The 14,767-nt window shown below is 77.0% G+C and carries 14 protein-coding genes and 2 pseudogenes; 10 read left to right on the top strand and 6 right to left on the bottom strand.

Annotated elements, in window-relative coordinates; all coding sequences use genetic code 11:
- The 4 genes and pseudogenes from AC5FZL_RS10275 to AC5FZL_RS10260 form a co-directional block, all read left to right on the top strand.
- Positions 1–278: pseudogene (locus AC5FZL_RS10275) on the top strand (urease accessory protein); the annotation flags it as partial.
- 12 nt (positions 279–290) lie between these two features.
- On the top strand, positions 291–1,079 hold the full coding sequence (gene ureG, locus AC5FZL_RS10270; protein ID WP_493618488.1) for an urease accessory protein UreG: 789 nt from the start codon (positions 291–293) through the stop codon (positions 1,077–1,079).
- The gene (locus tag AC5FZL_RS10265) at positions 1,063–1,872 is read left to right on the top strand and encodes an urease accessory protein UreD (protein ID WP_493618489.1); all 810 of its coding nucleotides are present in this window, start codon (positions 1,063–1,065) and stop codon (positions 1,870–1,872) included. Before ureG ends, AC5FZL_RS10265 begins: the two co-directional genes overlap by 17 nt.
- A gap of 183 nt (positions 1,873–2,055) precedes the next feature.
- On the top strand, positions 2,056–2,454 hold the full coding sequence (locus AC5FZL_RS10260) for a YciI family protein (RefSeq protein ID WP_493618487.1): 399 nt from the start codon (positions 2,056–2,058) through the stop codon (positions 2,452–2,454).
- 95 nt (positions 2,455–2,549) lie between these two features.
- On the opposite strand, the pseudogene AC5FZL_RS10255 reads toward AC5FZL_RS10260, so the two are convergent.
- Positions 2,550–2,885 (bottom strand): annotated as a pseudogene (locus AC5FZL_RS10255) (DUF2200 domain-containing protein); the annotation flags it as partial.
- A 47-nt stretch (positions 2,886–2,932) separates the two neighbouring features.
- Positions 2,933–4,216, bottom strand: a complete 1,284-nt coding sequence (locus AC5FZL_RS10250; RefSeq protein WP_493618486.1) for a cation:proton antiporter domain-containing protein — start codon at positions 4,214–4,216, stop codon at positions 2,933–2,935.
- An 86-nt stretch (positions 4,217–4,302) separates the two neighbouring features.
- Between AC5FZL_RS10250 and AC5FZL_RS10245 the strand changes: the two genes are divergently transcribed.
- A complete protein-coding gene (locus AC5FZL_RS10245; RefSeq protein WP_493618485.1) occupies positions 4,303–5,541 on the top strand; it encodes a PP2C family protein-serine/threonine phosphatase in 1,239 nt (412 codons plus the stop codon).
- A 9-nt stretch (positions 5,542–5,550) separates the two neighbouring features.
- On the opposite strand, the gene AC5FZL_RS10240 is transcribed toward AC5FZL_RS10245, so the two are convergent.
- The 3 genes from AC5FZL_RS10240 to AC5FZL_RS10230 are packed head-to-tail and all read right to left on the bottom strand — an operon-like array spanning position 5,551 to position 9,664.
- Positions 5,551–6,036 (bottom strand): nucleoside deaminase, encoded by a 486-nt coding sequence (locus AC5FZL_RS10240; RefSeq protein WP_493618484.1) that lies wholly within the window; start codon positions 6,034–6,036, stop codon positions 5,551–5,553.
- Positions 6,033–8,849, bottom strand: coding sequence for a molybdopterin-dependent oxidoreductase (locus AC5FZL_RS10235; RefSeq protein WP_493618483.1), 2,817 nt, complete (start codon positions 8,847–8,849; stop codon positions 6,033–6,035). The genes AC5FZL_RS10240 and AC5FZL_RS10235 overlap by 4 nt, the downstream gene beginning before the upstream one ends.
- The gene (locus tag AC5FZL_RS10230) at positions 8,846–9,664 is read right to left on the bottom strand and encodes an FAD binding domain-containing protein (RefSeq protein WP_493618482.1); all 819 of its coding nucleotides are present in this window, start codon (positions 9,662–9,664) and stop codon (positions 8,846–8,848) included. Before AC5FZL_RS10230 ends, AC5FZL_RS10235 begins: the two co-directional genes overlap by 4 nt.
- A 160-nt stretch (positions 9,665–9,824) precedes the next feature.
- Between AC5FZL_RS10230 and AC5FZL_RS10225 the strand changes: the two genes are divergently transcribed.
- The 4 genes from AC5FZL_RS10225 (at position 9,825) to AC5FZL_RS10210 (ending at position 12,857) form a co-directional block, all read left to right on the top strand.
- Complete coding sequence (locus AC5FZL_RS10225) at positions 9,825–10,364, top strand: hypothetical protein (RefSeq protein ID WP_493618481.1); 540 nt, start codon at positions 9,825–9,827, stop codon at positions 10,362–10,364.
- The gene (locus AC5FZL_RS10220) at positions 10,361–10,750 is read left to right on the top strand and encodes an ATP-binding protein (protein ID WP_493618480.1); all 390 of its coding nucleotides are present in this window, start codon (positions 10,361–10,363) and stop codon (positions 10,748–10,750) included. Before AC5FZL_RS10225 ends, AC5FZL_RS10220 begins: the two co-directional genes overlap by 4 nt.
- A 186-nt stretch (positions 10,751–10,936) precedes the next feature.
- Positions 10,937–11,398 (top strand): ANTAR domain-containing protein, encoded by a 462-nt coding sequence (locus tag AC5FZL_RS10215; RefSeq protein WP_493618479.1) that lies wholly within the window; start codon positions 10,937–10,939, stop codon positions 11,396–11,398.
- Positions 11,399–11,408: 10 nt separating this feature from the next.
- Positions 11,409–12,857 carry a serine hydrolase domain-containing protein gene (locus AC5FZL_RS10210; RefSeq protein ID WP_493618478.1) on the top strand — a complete coding sequence of 483 codons (1,449 nt, stop codon included), beginning with the start codon at positions 11,409–11,411 and terminating at the stop codon, positions 12,855–12,857.
- Between the two features lie 9 nt (positions 12,858–12,866).
- Here AC5FZL_RS10210 and AC5FZL_RS10205 read toward each other — a convergent pair whose 3' ends face one another.
- Positions 12,867–13,370, bottom strand: a complete 504-nt coding sequence (locus tag AC5FZL_RS10205; protein WP_493618477.1) for an FBP domain-containing protein — start codon at positions 13,368–13,370, stop codon at positions 12,867–12,869.
- A 369-nt stretch (positions 13,371–13,739) separates the two neighbouring features.
- On the opposite strand from AC5FZL_RS10205, the gene AC5FZL_RS10200 reads away from it, so the two are divergent.
- Entirely contained in the window at positions 13,740–14,690 is a 951-nt protein-coding gene (locus AC5FZL_RS10200; RefSeq protein WP_493618476.1) for a GGDEF domain-containing protein, read from the top strand.
- Positions 14,691–14,767: the final 77 nt, after the last annotated feature.

Genomic DNA, 14,767 nt, shown 5'->3' with positions numbered 1-14,767 from the left:
GTGGCTGCTCCCCGCGCGAGGCGGCGCTCGTGGCGGCGTACCTCTCGACCACCGCTCCCGCCACGGCCGCCTCCCGGCTGCTCGGCCTCGACCCGGTGACGGTCGCCGCCGTCCTCGCCCGCCTCGGGCCGGACGTCGAGGCCGTGGCCGCGGACGCCGACCGCGCGCTGGCGCCCGGCACCGGCGCGGCCCCGGGCCTGGCCGTCGAGTCCGACCCCCTGTCCGACCTGCTGCAGACCCGTCACACCCCGAGAGAGGACAAGCTCTTCGCCTCCTGAGGAGCCACCACCATGAGCCAGCACACCCACGACCACGACCACGCCCACGACCACGCGCCCAGCCGGCCCGACGTCGACCGCTCCCAGCGCCTCACCGAGCCCCCGCACACCCACCCCGGGCAGGAGTTCGCGCACAGCCACCCCCCGGTGGCCGCCCCCTCGCGCCCGCTCGACGGGCCGCTGCGGGTCGGCATCGGCGGCCCCGTGGGCTCGGGCAAGACGGCGCTGGTCGCCGCCCTGTGCCGGGCGCTGGGCGGCGAGCTGGAGCTCGCCGTGGTGACCAACGACATCTACACCACCGAGGACGGCGACTTCCTGCGCCGCCACGGCGTCCTGCCGGGCGAGCGGATCACCGCGGTCCAGACCGGGGCCTGCCCGCACACGGCGATCCGCGACGACATCGCGATGAACCTCGACGCCGTCGAGGACCTGGAGGACCGCTTCGCCCCCGACGTCGTGCTCGTGGAGTCCGGCGGCGACAACCTCACGGCCACCTTCAGCTACGGCCTCGTGGACGCGCAGATCTTCGTCGTCGACGTGGCCGGCGGCGACAAGGTGCCCCGCAAGGGCGGGCCCGGCGTCATCACCTCCGACCTCCTGGTCATCAACAAGACCGACCTCGCACCCATGGTCGGCGCCGACCTGTCGGTGATGGCCCGCGACGCCGCCGCGCTGCGGCACGAGGCGCCGGTGGCGTTCACCTCCCTGCGCGAGGACCCCGGCGCCGGGGTCGTGGCGGACTGGGTGCGCGGCCTGCTGGCCGCGCGTCGCGAGCAGGTGGCCGCTGCGCACGCGGGTTGAGGTCCTCGCCCGGCCGGCAGCGGGCGGGCGGACGGCCCTGCCGGTGCTGCGCGCGGACGGCGCCCTGGGCGCCCGTCGCACCGGCGGCGGGCCCTCCGGCGCGGCGCAGGTGCACCTCATCGGCACCGCGGCCGGCCCGCTCGGCGGTGACCTCGTCGAGGTCGACGTCCGGGTGGAGGCCGGGGCGCACCTCGTGCTGCGCGGCGTGGCGGCGACGATCGCGCTGCCGCACCGCGACGGCGGCTCCTCCACCGTGCGGCTGCGGGTGGACGTCGCCGAGGGCGCCCGCCTCGACCTCGCCCTCGAGCCCGTCGTCGTCGCCCGGGGCGCGGACCTGCACGCCGTCACCGAGGTCGCCGTGGCCGCCGGCGGCCACCTCGACCTCACCGAGCAGGTGCTGCTGGGCCGCTGGGGCGAGGCCCCGGGGCTCTGGCGCGGCACCGTGCTCGCCGACCTGGACGGCCTGCCGTGGCTGCGCCAGTCCGTCGCGCTCGGCCCCGGCGCCCCCGCGTGGGACGCCCTCGACGCCCCGCGGGCGCTGATGAGCCGCCTCCGCACCCCGGACGCCGACGCGCCCCCTCCCACCCCGGCCACCGCTGGCGGCGCGGCCCTGCTGCCCCTGGCCCGCGGCGGCACCCTGCTGGAGGTGCTCGGCGCGGACCTGGCCGACGTCGCTCGCGACGCCGCGGCCCTGGCGAGCCCCGAGCCGCGGCTGGGAGCACTCCACCGGGCGCTGGACGGGGCGGGCCGTCAGGCGGCGACCGCCGCAGCCGGCCTGGGACGAGGCGCCTGACCTGCGACGGGCGCGGCCGTGGGCCACCTGCGGGACGGAGTCGTCGGCGGAGGAGCGGTCGTGCGCACCGACAGGCCGGTGCGTCGAGCCAGCCGCCCGACGGGGTGGAGCCCGTCGCCGGTCGTCACGGCGACGACACCGAGGGTCTGGCGCAGCGGGCCCCACGCTCGACACACTGGATCGGTGGCTCCCTACCTCATCTCGGTCCATGCCGTCGACCACAGCCGCGCAGGCTCGCCGTCGCAGCATGATCCCGTGAGGGAGACGGTCGCCGACCTGCGCGCCTTCACCGACGCTCTCGACCGCGGCGGCGCTCTCGTCTGCGGTGGAGATCTGCGACCGGCGCGCGATGCGTCGCTGGTCCTCGTCACGTCGGGGGTGCCCAGCGCGACGTTCGGCCCGGCTGTGGCCGGGCCCGAGCAGCTGGCGGCGTTCTGGGTGATCGACGTCGACGATCGGCAGGAGGCCCTGGCCTGGGCGGGCCTCGCGGCAGCTGCCTGCCGACGTCCGGTCGAGCTGCGCCAGTTCTCGGGCTTCTCCGCTCGGACGGCGGCGTCGGTCGTCGGTGTTCCAGCCAGCTAGGGCGCCGAGGAGGAGCGGGCCCGATCACCCACCGGGGTCGTGGAGGTCGCGGTCGTCGTGGATGGCCTGCGGCCGCCGTCGGCAGGCAGCGCGACCCGCAGGACCTTCTCCATCGACCTGCCGCGCGCCAGCTCCTCGACCAGCTTGTCGAGGTAGCGGATCTTCTGCATCAGCGGGTCCTCGATCTCCTCGACGCGGACCCCGCAGATGGTGCCGGTGATCGACGACGCCTGCGGGTTGAGCCGGGCGGCGGCGAAGAAGTCCTCGAACGTCGTGCCCGCGGCCAGGTGGTCGCGCAGGGCCGCCTCGTCGAAGCCGGTCAGCCACTCGATGACCTGGTGGAGCTCGGCCTCCGTGCGCCCCTTCTTCTCGACCTTCGTCACGTAGTGCGGGTACACGGACGCGACGCTGGTCGTGAAGATCCGGTGCATCTGCCGAGGCTAGTGCTGGCGGAGGCGCCCAGGACAGGTCCCGCGGCTCACACGTGCAGGTCGATCGAGGGGTCCTCGAGGTCCCGCCCGTGGTGGACGTGCCCGTGCAGCGAGCGCCGCCGGTCCAGCCAGGCGACCACCGGGGTCGCCGTGGCGCCGTGCAGCACCACCGAGACGGCCACGGCCAGGCCGACGGTGGCCCAGACCTCCTCGGCGGGGAACGTCGCCTCCCCCAGGGCGTAGGCGACGTAGTACAGCGAGCCGATGCCGCGGACGCCGAAGGAGGCGATGACGGCGCGCTCGCGCCACCCGCCGGGGGTGCGCACGAGGCTGAGCATCCCCACCAGCGGCCGGATGACGACGATGAGCAGGACGGCGACGAGCGCGAGCTGCCAGGTGAGGGCGTCGAGCAACCCGTCGGCGAGGGCGGCGCCGAGCAGCAGCAGGAGCCAGGCCGTGAGCATCCGCTCGATCTGCTCGACGAAGCTGTGCGCCACCTGGTGGGCGCCGTGCGAGCGCTCGGCGTTCCGGATGGCGCACGCGGCGACGAAGACGGCGACGAAGCCGTAGCCGTGCGCGAGCTCGGTGAGCCCGTACGCCAGGAAGGTCACGGCCAGGGCGGTGAAGCCCTCCACGTTGTCCGAGAGCCGCAGGGACTCGATCCCGGTGCGGAAGAACAGGTGCGAGAGCACCCAGCCGACCACGAGGCCGCCGACCACGCCGACCACCAGGCGCAGCAGCAGGTCCTCCAGCGCCCAGCCGCCCAGCACGCCGCCGACCGTGGCGGCCGGGGCCGCGAGCGCGATGGCCAGGTAGACCGCGGGGAAGGCCGCCCCGTCGTTGAGGCCCGCCTCGCTGGTGAGGGCGAAGCGCACCTCGTCCTCGTCGCTCTCCTCGCTGGGCTCGGCCACCTGGACGTCGCCGGCGAGGACCGGGTCGGTGGGCGCGAGCGCCGCACCGAGCAGCACGGCCGCTGCCAGCGGGAGGCCGCCCAGCAGGCTGCCGGTGACGGCGACCAGCGCGATCGTCAGCGGCATGGCCACGGCCAGCAGCCGCCACGTGGTCGACCACCGGCGCCAGCCGACGGGCCGGTCGATGGCCAGGCCGGCGCCCATCAGGGAGATGATCACGACGACCTCGGTGACGAGCTTGGTGGCGTGCTCGTGCTCGAGGGGGCTGACGGTCGGGATCCCGGGGATGACGCCGAGGACCACGCCCAGCGCCAGGAACGCGATCGGGAGGCTGATCGGGCGCCCGTTGAAGACGCGCGGGAGCATCGCGGCGAGCAGCGCGCTGCCCCCGGCGAGGGCGAAGACGAGGGGCTCGAGCACGCTGCATCGTCTCCGCCACCGCGCCGATGCGCGCGTCGGGAGCAGCGCCGTCGCCGCGACCGTCCGGGAGCCGGGAGGATGGGCCCGTGCCGGACCTGCGCGACCTCGCCGCGACCACCGCCCAGCTCTTCGACGAGCTGCTGAGGCGCAGCCACCTGTCCAGCCCCTACGCCGTCCCCGGCGTCGTCGCCGAGGTGGCCGCGCTGCTGGGGGCGCGCGACGTCGTGCTGTCCCTCATCGACCGCGAGCTCGCGCACCTGGTGCCCCTGCTGAGCGACGGCGAGCCCGGCGTGCCGGCACCGGTGGACGGCACGCTGGCCGGCCGGGCCTTCGTCACCACGTCCGTCGTCCAGGCCGACGCCGCCGAGAGCGGGCACAAGCGGCTGTGGTGGCCGCTGCTGGACGGCACCGAGCGTGTCGGCACCCTCGAGATGACCCTGCCCGCTCCCGGCGGCGTCGTGGCCGAGGGCGTCGTGGCGCTCGGCGAGCGCTACACCCACGCCGTCGCCCAGCTCGTGGTGACCAAGAGCGCCTACGGCGACGCGTTCGAGCGGGCCCGCCGGTCGCAGCCGGTGAGCGTGTCGGCCGAGCTCATCGCCCGCATGGTGCCGCCGCTGGTGTTCTCCACCGACGGCCTCGTCATCGCGGGGCTGCTGGAGCCGGCGTACGCCTCCGGCGGGGACTGCTTCGACTACGCCGTCAACCGCGACACCGCCCACCTGGCGATGTTCGACGCGATGGGCCACGGCCTGGCCGCCGCCGGCGCCTCGGCCTTCGCCGTCTCGGCCTACCGCGCGGCGCGGCGGCGGGGGCTGGACCTCCAGGCCACCTACGCGGAGATGGACGCCGCGGTCGCCGAGCAGTCCGCCGGGGAGCGCTTCACCACGGCGGTGCTGGCCCGGCTCGACGTGGCCACCGGTGACCTGACGTGGATCAGCGCCGGCCACCCGGCGCCGCTGCTGCTGCGCCAGGGCCGGGTCGTCAAGACCCTCGAGGCGCCGCCGGCCACGCCGCTCGGGGTGCCGTTCGGCGCCGGCCCGCCCGAGGTGGCGCACGAGCAGCTCGAGCCCGGCGACATGGTGCTGCTGTTCACCGACGGCCTGCCCGAGGCGCGGCTGCCGGACGGGGAGTTCTTCGGGCTGGAGCGCCTGGCCGAGTTCGTCGAGGTCCAGGCCGCGGCGGGGTTCGGCGCCCCGGAGACCCTGCGCCGGCTGCGGCACGCGGTGCTGGGCCACCAGCGCGGGGCGCTGCAGGACGACGCCTCCGCCCTGCTCGTGGAGTGGCGCCGCGGCACCGAGCTGGCCCTCCTGCCCGACACCGTCTGAGCGGGCTCCTCAGTAGTCCACGCGGTCGGCGCGGCGCGCCCACGCCTCGAAGGGGGCGACCCGCGCGTCGTGGGCGACCTGGCGCACCGGCAGCGCCCAGGTCTCGCGCGGCGCGGCGAACAGGTCGTAGAACGCGCGGTCGTCGAAGCCGGCCAGCGCGGCGTCGTCGCGGTCGGCGGCGAACAGGACGCCGTCCACCCGCGCCCACAGCGCGGCAGCCAGGCACAGCGGGCACGGCTCGCACGAGGAGACCAGCACGCAGCCGGGGAGCGCGAAGTCGCCGACCGCGGCGCAGGCGTTGCGGATGGCGACCACCTCGGCGTGGGCGGTGGGGTCCAGCGTGGGCACCACGAGGTTGGTGCCGGTGGCGATGACCTCGTCGTCGCGCACCACGACGGCGCCGAACGGCCCGCCCCCCGCGCCGACGTTGTCGTTCGCGAGCTCGATCGCGCGCGAGAGCCACAGCTGCTGCGCCTCGTGGGTGGCGGTGGTCATCGTTCCTCCTGGGAGAGCCTGAGCCAGACCCTGTCACGGCTCATCGGCAGGTCGGTGAAGCGCACCCCGGTGGCGTCGCGCACCGCGCTGGCCAGGGCGGGGGCGACGGGGTTGAACGGGCTCTCGCTCATCGACTTCGCCCCGAGCGGGCCGAGGCGGTCGGAGGTGTCGGCGAAGAGCACGCGGGTGCGCGGGACGTCGGCCCAGGTGGGCACGTGGTAGCCGCGGAAGGAGGGGTTGACCGCGCGGCCGGCGCCGTCGATGCGCACCTCCTCGTGCAGGGCCGCCCCGAGCGCCTGCGCGACGCCGCCCTCGACCTGCCCGCGGCACTGCTCCGGGTTGACCACGACGCCGGCGTCGGCGGCGTGCACGCTGCGCAGGACGCGGACCTCCCCGGTGGCGCGGTCGACGGCGACGGTGAACGCCTGCACGTTGAACGACACCGAGCGCGGCGAGCCGTCCCAGCGGCCCTCGCCGTCCAGCTCGCGGCCGTCGGCCGCGGCCGCGGCGTGCAGGTCGGCCAGGGGCACCCGGGCGCCCCCGGCGAGGACGGCGCCGTCGACGAGCCGGCAGTGCTCGCGCGGCGCGCCGGTGAGCGCCGCGGCCTGCTCCACCAGCGCGGCGGCCAGCGCGGTGGCCGCGGCGTGGGACGCCTTCCCGGCGACGACCGTGCCGGTGGAGCCGAAGGCGCCGGTGTCGTAGCCGACGACGTCGGTGTCGGCCTGGCGCACGGTGATCCGGTCCGGGGTGGTCCCCAGGGCCACGGCTGCCAGCTGCGCGTGCACCGTCGTCGTGCCGTTGCCGAACTCCGCCGTGCCCACCGACAGCGCGAAGCGCCCGTCGGCGCCCAGGACGATCCGGGCCTCGGCGTGGTGACCGCGCGGCGGGATGGTGTCGATCATGGCGAGCGCCATGCCCTCGCCGACCGCCCACCCGGGCGGCGCCTGCGCCGCCACGGCCGCGCGGTCGGCGTCCATCGCCGCCTGGACGAGGTCGAGGCACTGGTCGAGGCCGTAGGAGCCGTACTCGACGTCGCTCACCTCGTCGCTGGTGGAGCTCATGGCGTCGCCGGGCACCACGACGTTGCGCCGGCGCAGGTCGTACGGGTCGATCCCCAGGGAGCGGGCGACCTCGTCGAGGGCCGACTCGACGGCGAAGGTGACCTGGCTGAGCCCGTACCCGCGGAAGGCGCCGGCGGGCACGGTGTTCGTGTAGACGGCGTACCCGTCGACCGCCTTGGCCGCGCACCGGTAGACGCCCAGGGACTCCCCGCAGCCGTGGAAGAGGACGCCGGGGGCGTGGTTGCCGTAGGCGCCGGTGTTGGAGACGACCCGCAGCCGGATCGCGGTGAGCGTGCCGTCGCTGCGGGCGCCGACGGTGGTCGTGATGGTCATCGGGTGGCGCGTGGTGGTGGTGGCGAACTGCTCGGCGCGGGTCAGCTCCAGGCGCACCGGTCGCCCGGTGGCCAGCACGGCCAGGGCCACGACGTCCTCGGTGAGCATCTCCTGCTTCCCGCCGAAGCCACCGCCCACGCGTCCGGCCAGCACCCGCACCCGCTCGCGCGGCAGGCCCAGCACGGTGGCCAGGGCGTCGCGGGTGAGGAACGGCGTCTGCGTGGACGAGCGCACCACCAGCCGCCCGCCCTCGTCCAGCCACCCGGTGGCGGCGTGGGTCTCCAGCGCCGCGTGCGCGACGCGCTGGGTGCGGTAGGTCGCGGTGTGGACGACGTCGGCGGCGGCCAGGCCGGCCTCGACGTCGCCGAGGTGCCCGTGCACCTCCGCCGCGACGTTGTCGGCCGGGCGCGAGATCCGCGCGGTCTCGGCGTCCTTGTCCCCGTGCACCGCAGGCGCGCCGGGCGCCATCGCCTCCTCCGGGTCGAAGACGGCGGGCAGCACCTCGTAGCGGACGTCGAGCGCGGCCACCCCGGCCTCGGCCGCGGCCTCGGTCTCGGCGACCACGGCGGCCACCCGCTGCCCCGCGAAGCGCACGACGTCGTCGAGGACGAGGGTGTCGTCGGGGTCGTCGCGGGCGCTGTCGTGGCGAGCGGTGGAGAAGGCCACGCCCGGGTCGTCGGCGCTGGTGAGCACCCGCACGACCCCGGGAACGGCGAGCGCGGCGGTGGCGTCGACGCCGAGCACCCGGGCGGAGGCGTGCGGGGAGCGGGCGAGCTTGAGGTGCAGGAGCCCGGGCGGCGGCGGGCCGTCGAGGGTGAAGCGCGCGGTGCCGGTGACCACGGCCGGGCCCGCCGGGGCCGGGGTGCTCGTCCCGGCGGCGGCGCCCGGCGGGGCGTCCTCGACGGTGCGCACCCCGGCCACGGCGTCGGCGATCGAGCGGTAGCCGGTGCAGCGGCACAGGTTGCCCTTGAACGCCCGCGCCGGGTCGGCCCGCAGCGCCTCCCCCCGGCGGCCGGGCGCCTGCTCGAGCGCCACGGCCGTCATGACCATGCCGGGGGTGCAGAACCCGCACTGGAAGCCCTGGGCAGCCACGAAGGCGCACTGCACCGGGTGCAGCCGGCGCGCCCCGTCCGGGCCCGCGGCCTCCGGGCCGTCGGCCTCCGTGCCCTGGCCGGCGAGACCCTCGACGGTGGTGACCTCGCAGCCTGCGGCGCGGGCCGCCGGGTAGAGGCAGCTGTGCACCGCCTGGCCGTCGACGTGCACCGTGCACGCGCCGCAGTCGCCGGAGTCGCAGCCCTTCTTCACCCCTGACCAGCCCTGCTCGCGCAGGTAGGTGCGCAGGCACTGCCCCGGGCGCGGGGCGGCCTCGTGCCTGCGGCCGTTGACGACGACCGGCTCCTGCCCACCCGTCGCGCTCACGCGGCCGTCAGCTCCTCGACGACCTCGGCGGCCGCGGCCAGCGCCATCGCCCGGCGCCACGCGGGGTGGCCGTGCACGTCGTCGTGCCACAGGTGGCCGGGCACCGCGGCGTCCAGCGCGGCGGCGGCCCCCGCCCCGCCGCCCGCGCCCGCCGCGGTGGCCCAGCGCAGCTGCACCGGACGCCGGGTGGCGGCGGTGACGGTCAGCACGAGCGCCCCGCCGGCGTCCCGGCGCCCGACGACGAGCGAGCCCGAGCGGCCCAGCGGCGCCAGGGAGTGCCGGCGCAGCGCCGTGCGCGCCGCCAGGGACGCCGCGGGCAGGTGCACCGCGCGCAGCAGCTCCCCCGCCTCCAGGGCGGTGGTGCCGTCGCTGGTGACGAGCTCGGCGACCGGCACCGCACGGACGCCGCCGGCCGGGCCCCAGAGGGTCGCGACGCCGTCGAGCGCCGCGGCGAGCGAGACCATCGGCGCCGCGGGCAGCGCGGTGGCGATGTTGCCCCCGACGGTGGCCACCGCCTGCACCTTCCAGCCGGCCAGGAAGGCGTCGCAGCACGCGCCGACCAGCGGGGCGGCCGGCGCGGACGACGCCGCGCCCCAGTCCTGCAGCTGGGCGATGGTCGCGGTGGCCGCGACCGACAGGCCCGTCGCGTCCTCGACCAGCGGCGGCCAGCCGAGCGCCGTGAGGTCCAGCAGGCGCCGCAGGTGCGGCTGCGGCTCGGAGAACAGCCACGTGCCGCCCGCGAGGTAGGCGTCGCCGTCGCGGAACTGGGCCGGGCCGGTCGCGGGGGCCAGCTCCGTCACCGTGGGAAGGTCCACGCCCGTCCTCCTCGTCCGTCCGCCGGTCCGTCCGTGCGCGCGTCGGCGGAGACTACGTCGCTCCCGGGCCTCTCGGGCGGCGCGCGACCGGATCGCTCGCACGGCGCCTTGCGCCACCTGCTCCCGGCGGCACCGGCGCACCCGTCCTACGCTGACGCCCATGGCTGACCTGCCCGGGCCCGAGGCGGCGGAGCACCGCGCCGACGAGCTCGAGCGCGACGAGGCGCGCGCCCACGAAGACCTCACCCGCCTCGAGGCCGAGGAGCAGGAGGAGGGCCTCTCCCCCGGCCGCCTCCGCGCCCTCGCGGACGCCCGCGACGTCCTCGCCGACCGCCTCGACACGATCGCCGGCGCCTGGGACGACCTCGCCGACGACCGCGACGTGGCCGCGGAGGCCCGCGACCGCACCGCGTCCCGCCAGGACAGCGCGGCGTCCCGGGCGGCCGCGGAGCGCGGCGAGCCGGACACGGGTGCCGGCGAGCGCCACCGCGCCGCCGTGCTGCGGGACTGGGCCGCCTCGAACCGCCTCGACGCCCGCACCGACCGCCACCGGAGCGCCCGCGCCCGCGACCTGGCGCAGCAGGCGCGCCAGCGGGCCGCCAAGGACCGTGCCGCCGGGAACGGGTCGGAGAGCCGCGACGACGAGGACGCGCCCGCCACCGAGACCGCGCCCCCACCGCCCCGCGAGGGCGGCCGGTGAGCGCTGCCGAGGTCGCACGGCGCTCCTCGGTGCTGCCGGCGGTGCCCAGCTCCGTCCGGCGGGCGCGGTCGCTGGCCCAGGAGCTGTGCGCGGACACCGCGCTCGCCGAGCAGCAGCGCGACCTCGTCGTCCTGCTCGTCAGCGAGGTCGTCACCAACGCGATCCTCCACGCGGGCAGCGAGGCGCGGCTGACGATCACCACGACGGCGACGTCGGTGCTCGTCGAGGTCGGCGACGACAGCCGCGAGCACCCCCAGGTGCTCGACCTGGGCCTGGCCGCGCCCTCGGGGCGCGGCGTCGGGTTCCTCGACCGCCTGGCCACCGCCTGGGGCGTGCGCGACACCGCGGACGGGAAGGTCGTCTGGTTCACCGTCGACGCCGTGTGAGCGCGCCCGCGACGCCGGGCGGCCCTCGCCCGTCCGGCCTACCCTGGCAGGGGTCGTCGAACCCACGGCCCCGGTCCAGGCTCCGCAGGAGCAGCCTTGTCCCACGACGCAGCCCTTCCCTCGCCCCCCTGCTCTCCTCCTCCGGCGCACCCGGCGGTGCACGTGGAGCGGGCGGCGCAGCCCGGCGTGGCACGGGTCGCCCTGCGCGGCGAGATCGACCTCGCGAGCCGCTGGCCGCTGCTGGAGGTCCGTGACTGGCTCGTCGACCACGGGCTGACCCCCTGGGTCGACGCGTCCGCGGTGACCTTCATGGACGCGTCCGGCTGGGCCGCGGTGCGCCAGCTGACCGCTGACGGCTGCGAGCCGCTCCTGCACGCCCCCAGCCCAGCGGCCCGGCACCTGCTGTCCCTCCTCGCCGAGGTGGCCGACGTGCCGAGGACCCTCGCCAGGGCCGCCGAGGGCCCGCGCACCCGGGTGCGCACGCTGGAGCTCATCGACCGGGCCGAGGGCCTGCTCGTCGCCCAGCGGGGGTGGACGCCGGCGCAGGCCCAGCAGCACCTCAGCGCCACCGCGGAGCAGGACGGCAGCACCGTCGTGCACGTGGCCCGCGAGGTCCTCGAGCGCTCACGGCGCCTGGCCTCCGGCTAGTTCCGCGCCCATGAGCACCCGCGCGCTGCCCCGCAGCACCCCGGCGGCCGAGGGGGTCGACGCCCGCGGCGTGGCGGCCCTCCTCGACGCGCTGGAGGCCGACCCCGGCACCGACCCGCACAGCGTCATGGTCCTGCGCCACGGCAGGGTCGTCGCCGAGGGCTGGTGGTCGCCGTACTCGGCCGAGCGCCCCCACCTGCTGTACTCGCTGAGCAAGAGCTTCACGTCGGCGGCCGCCGGCCTCGCGGTCGCCGAGGGGCTGCTGGGCCTGGACGACCGGGTGCTGGCCCACTTCCCCGAGCTCGACGCGGAGATCACCGACCCGCGGAGCCGGGCGCTGCTCGTGCGGCACGTGGCGGCCATGGCGAGCGGGCACGTCGACGACACGTGGGACCGCGCCGTCGCCGCCGACCCGGGTGAGCCGGTCCGCGGCTTCCTCCTGCTGCCGCCGGACGAGGAGCCGGGCAGCGTCTTCGCCTACAACCAGTCGGCCACCCACGCGCTCGGCGCCATCGTCCAGCGGGTGTCGGGGCAGACGCTGACCGAGTACCTGCGCCCGCGCCTGCTCGACCCGCTCGGCATCGGCGCCGTCGGCTGGCAGCAGCACCCCGCCGGGCGCGACCTGGGCTTCACCGGGCTGCACGCGACGACCGACGCCGTCGCGCGGCTGGGCCAGCTCCACCTGCAGGGCGGCGCCTGGGACGGCGTCCAGCTGCTGCCGGCCGCATGGGTCGCCGAGGCCACCGCGCGCCACGTCGCCACGACCGGCGACAGCCCCGACTGGCAGCAGGGCTACGGGTTCCAGTTCTGGATGTCCCAGCACGGGTACCGCGGCGACGGCGCCTACGGGCAGTTCTGCGTCGTCCTGCCCGAGCACGACGCCGTCCTCGCCATCACCGCTGCCACCACCGAGATGCAGAGCGTGCTGGACGCCGTCTGGGCCCACCTCCTGCCGGCCCTCGCGCCCGCCGCGCTCCCGGAGAGCGACGCCGACACCGCCCTCGCGGAGCGCCTCGCCCACCTCGCCCTCCCCGCGGTGGCGGGGCGGGCGGCGCCCCCGGCGGACCGGGCGGCCTGGTCCGGCGCCGCCTTCACCCCGGCCGGGGGCCGCGGCCCGGAGCGGCCGTCGCTGACCGGCGTCCGGGTCGCCGAGGACGGCGACGGGTGGCTGGTGTCGCTCAGCGACGACACCTCCACCGTCTCCTGCCCGCTGGGCACCGACGGCTGGCGGGTCTCGGAGCCGGTGGTGGCGCCGGTGGGCGGCGCGCTGCCGGTCGCGGTCAGCGGCGGCTGGACCGACGCGCAGGCGCTGCGCTTCGACGTCCTCTTCCTGGAGACCCCGCACCGCCTCGTCGTGACGTGCACGCTCTCCAGCGGCACCGTCGACGCCCGCTGGGCGACCGTGCCGCTGCGCGCCGACCACCTCCACGACCTGCGCTCACCGGCCACCCGCCGCTGAGCCCCGCGCTCACGCGCCCTTCAGGACCGCCTCCGCGAAGCCGGCGGCGCGCAGGCGCAGGGTCGTGATGCGCTCCTGGCGCGCCGCCTCGCGGTCGAAGCCGGCGTAGGCCAGCGGCGGCAGCCGGCGGACGTTGGCCGAGCACTCGAAGTCCTGGCAGACCAGCGTGCCCACGGTGCTGCCGCTGCGCCCGGCCGGCCCGGCCCGGCGCGCGCTGTAGAAGACCACCGGGTTCGGCAGCTGGACGTCCTCGCACCACGAGCACTGCGCGCGGCGGCGCGGCGTGGCCTCGGCCTGGCGCAGGAGGATGCCGACGGGGTCGCCGTCGGGGTCGCCGCCGGCCGGGACGACGACGTAGGCGCGCCGGGCGAGCTTGGGGTCGCGCCAGCCGAGGAGGTCGATCCCCTCCCAGTCGAGCTGGTCGAAGCCGGCCGGGAGGGTGAGGTCGGAGAGCTCCTTGCGCGAGGTGTTCACGAAGGAGGCGCGCAGGGACGTGTCGGTGAGGGGGAGCATCGCTGTGCCGATCGAGAGGGCCCGGGACGCGCCCGGGCGGCCGTTCGTGGGATGGAGGCGCGGCGGACGGAGCCAGGACGACCGGAGGCTGGCCCTGGACCGTTCACCGCGCCGCTGTCCGGCGGCCGCGTGCGGCGCCGGGAGCGGCGACTACCTGACGCCGGCGGACGAGCCGCCGACGACCTCCTGACCCCCGAGGGGTGCCCAGAACGCGATGCTCACGGACGCAGGATAGCCGCGGGCCCCAGGGACGTGCTCCCCTGGACCTTGACCCGTTCGCGTGAACACCGGCGCAGGCGCCCTCCAGCCGACCGGCGGCGGTGACGACAGCCCACGGGTCGACCCGAGACCGCGAGGAGCCGCATCCGCATGAGCACCGACGACGAGGGGCCCCGCTCCGGCGACGCCCCCGCGCGGCGCACCGACGGACGTGACGCCGGCCCCGGTCCCGCGGCGCAGCACCACATCGGCGCCGCCTTCCGGGAGAGCACGGCGATCCTGCTGGTCATCGGCCTGGACTGGCACGTGGTCGTGGCCAACCCGGCGATGGTCCGCGCCACCGGCTTCTCCGAGGCCGAGCTGCGGTCGCGGCCGTTCTGGGAGCTCTACATCGCGCCGGAGCAGCGCGACCGGGCCCGCAGCGACGTGGTCCGCTTCCTCGCCGACGGGCGCGCCGAGGCGACCGAGGGCGACTGGGTGGACCGGGCGGGCCGGCGTCGGCGGGTGTCCCTGCAGATGGACCTCCTCCACGGTCCGGACGGCCGCCCCTTCGCGCTGTCGGTGGTGGGCGTCGACGTCACCGAGCAGCGCCGGCGCGAGGCCGCGCTGCGCCGCCGCGCCGAGACCGACGCCCTGACCGGGCTGGCCAACCGCGGAGCCCTCTTCGAGGCGCTCGCGCTGGAGCTGGCCACCGGGGCCGGCGGGGGGGTCGCGCTGTTCTTCTGCGACCTCGACGGCCTCAAGGTGGCGAACGACCGCCACGGCCACCAGGCCGGCGACGCCGTCCTCGTGGAGGTCGCCCGGCGGCTGCGCACGGCGAGCGGGGCCGGCGACCTCGTCGCCCGCTTCGGCGGTGACGAGTTCGTCGTCCTGAGCCCCGGGCTGCCCGCGCACGAGGTGCCCGCCGCGGTCCGCCGCCTCGAGGCGGCCGTGGCGCGCCCCGTGGTGGTCGCCCCGACGGCCACGGTCGACGTGGGGATCAGCATCGGCGCCGCGATGGGCGCGCCGGGTGAGGACCCCGACGACGTGCTGCGCGCCGCGGACCGCAGCATGTACCGCGTGAAGACCGGCCGGCGCCCGAGCGCGCGCGGCTCCTCCTAGCGGTCGCGGGCGGCGCGGCGCTCAGGCCCGCACGGTGGGCAGCCCGAGGGTGACCGGCACCCGGCCGCCCGCGCTGC

The organism is Quadrisphaera sp. DVD1, from assembly GCF_058932755.1.
This window is presented reverse-complemented; position numbering and strand designations above follow the sequence as displayed.

What these genes read in the sequence shown, in the direction of transcription:
- ureG (WP_493618488.1), top strand. Translation starts at nt 291, where the DNA reads ATGAGCCAGCACACCCACGACCACGACCACGCCCACGACCACGCGCCC.
- AC5FZL_RS10240 (WP_493618484.1), bottom strand. Translation starts at nt 6,036, where the DNA reads ATGACCACCGCCACCCACGAGGCGCAGCAGCTGTGGCTCTCGCGCGCG.
- AC5FZL_RS10225 (WP_493618481.1), top strand. Translation starts at nt 9,825, where the DNA reads ATGGCTGACCTGCCCGGGCCCGAGGCGGCGGAGCACCGCGCCGACGAG.
- AC5FZL_RS10210 (WP_493618478.1), top strand. Translation starts at nt 11,409, where the DNA reads ATGAGCACCCGCGCGCTGCCCCGCAGCACCCCGGCGGCCGAGGGGGTC.
- AC5FZL_RS10205 (WP_493618477.1), bottom strand. Translation starts at nt 13,370, where the DNA reads ATGCTCCCCCTCACCGACACGTCCCTGCGCGCCTCCTTCGTGAACACC.
- AC5FZL_RS10200 (WP_493618476.1), top strand. Translation starts at nt 13,740, where the DNA reads ATGAGCACCGACGACGAGGGGCCCCGCTCCGGCGACGCCCCCGCGCGG.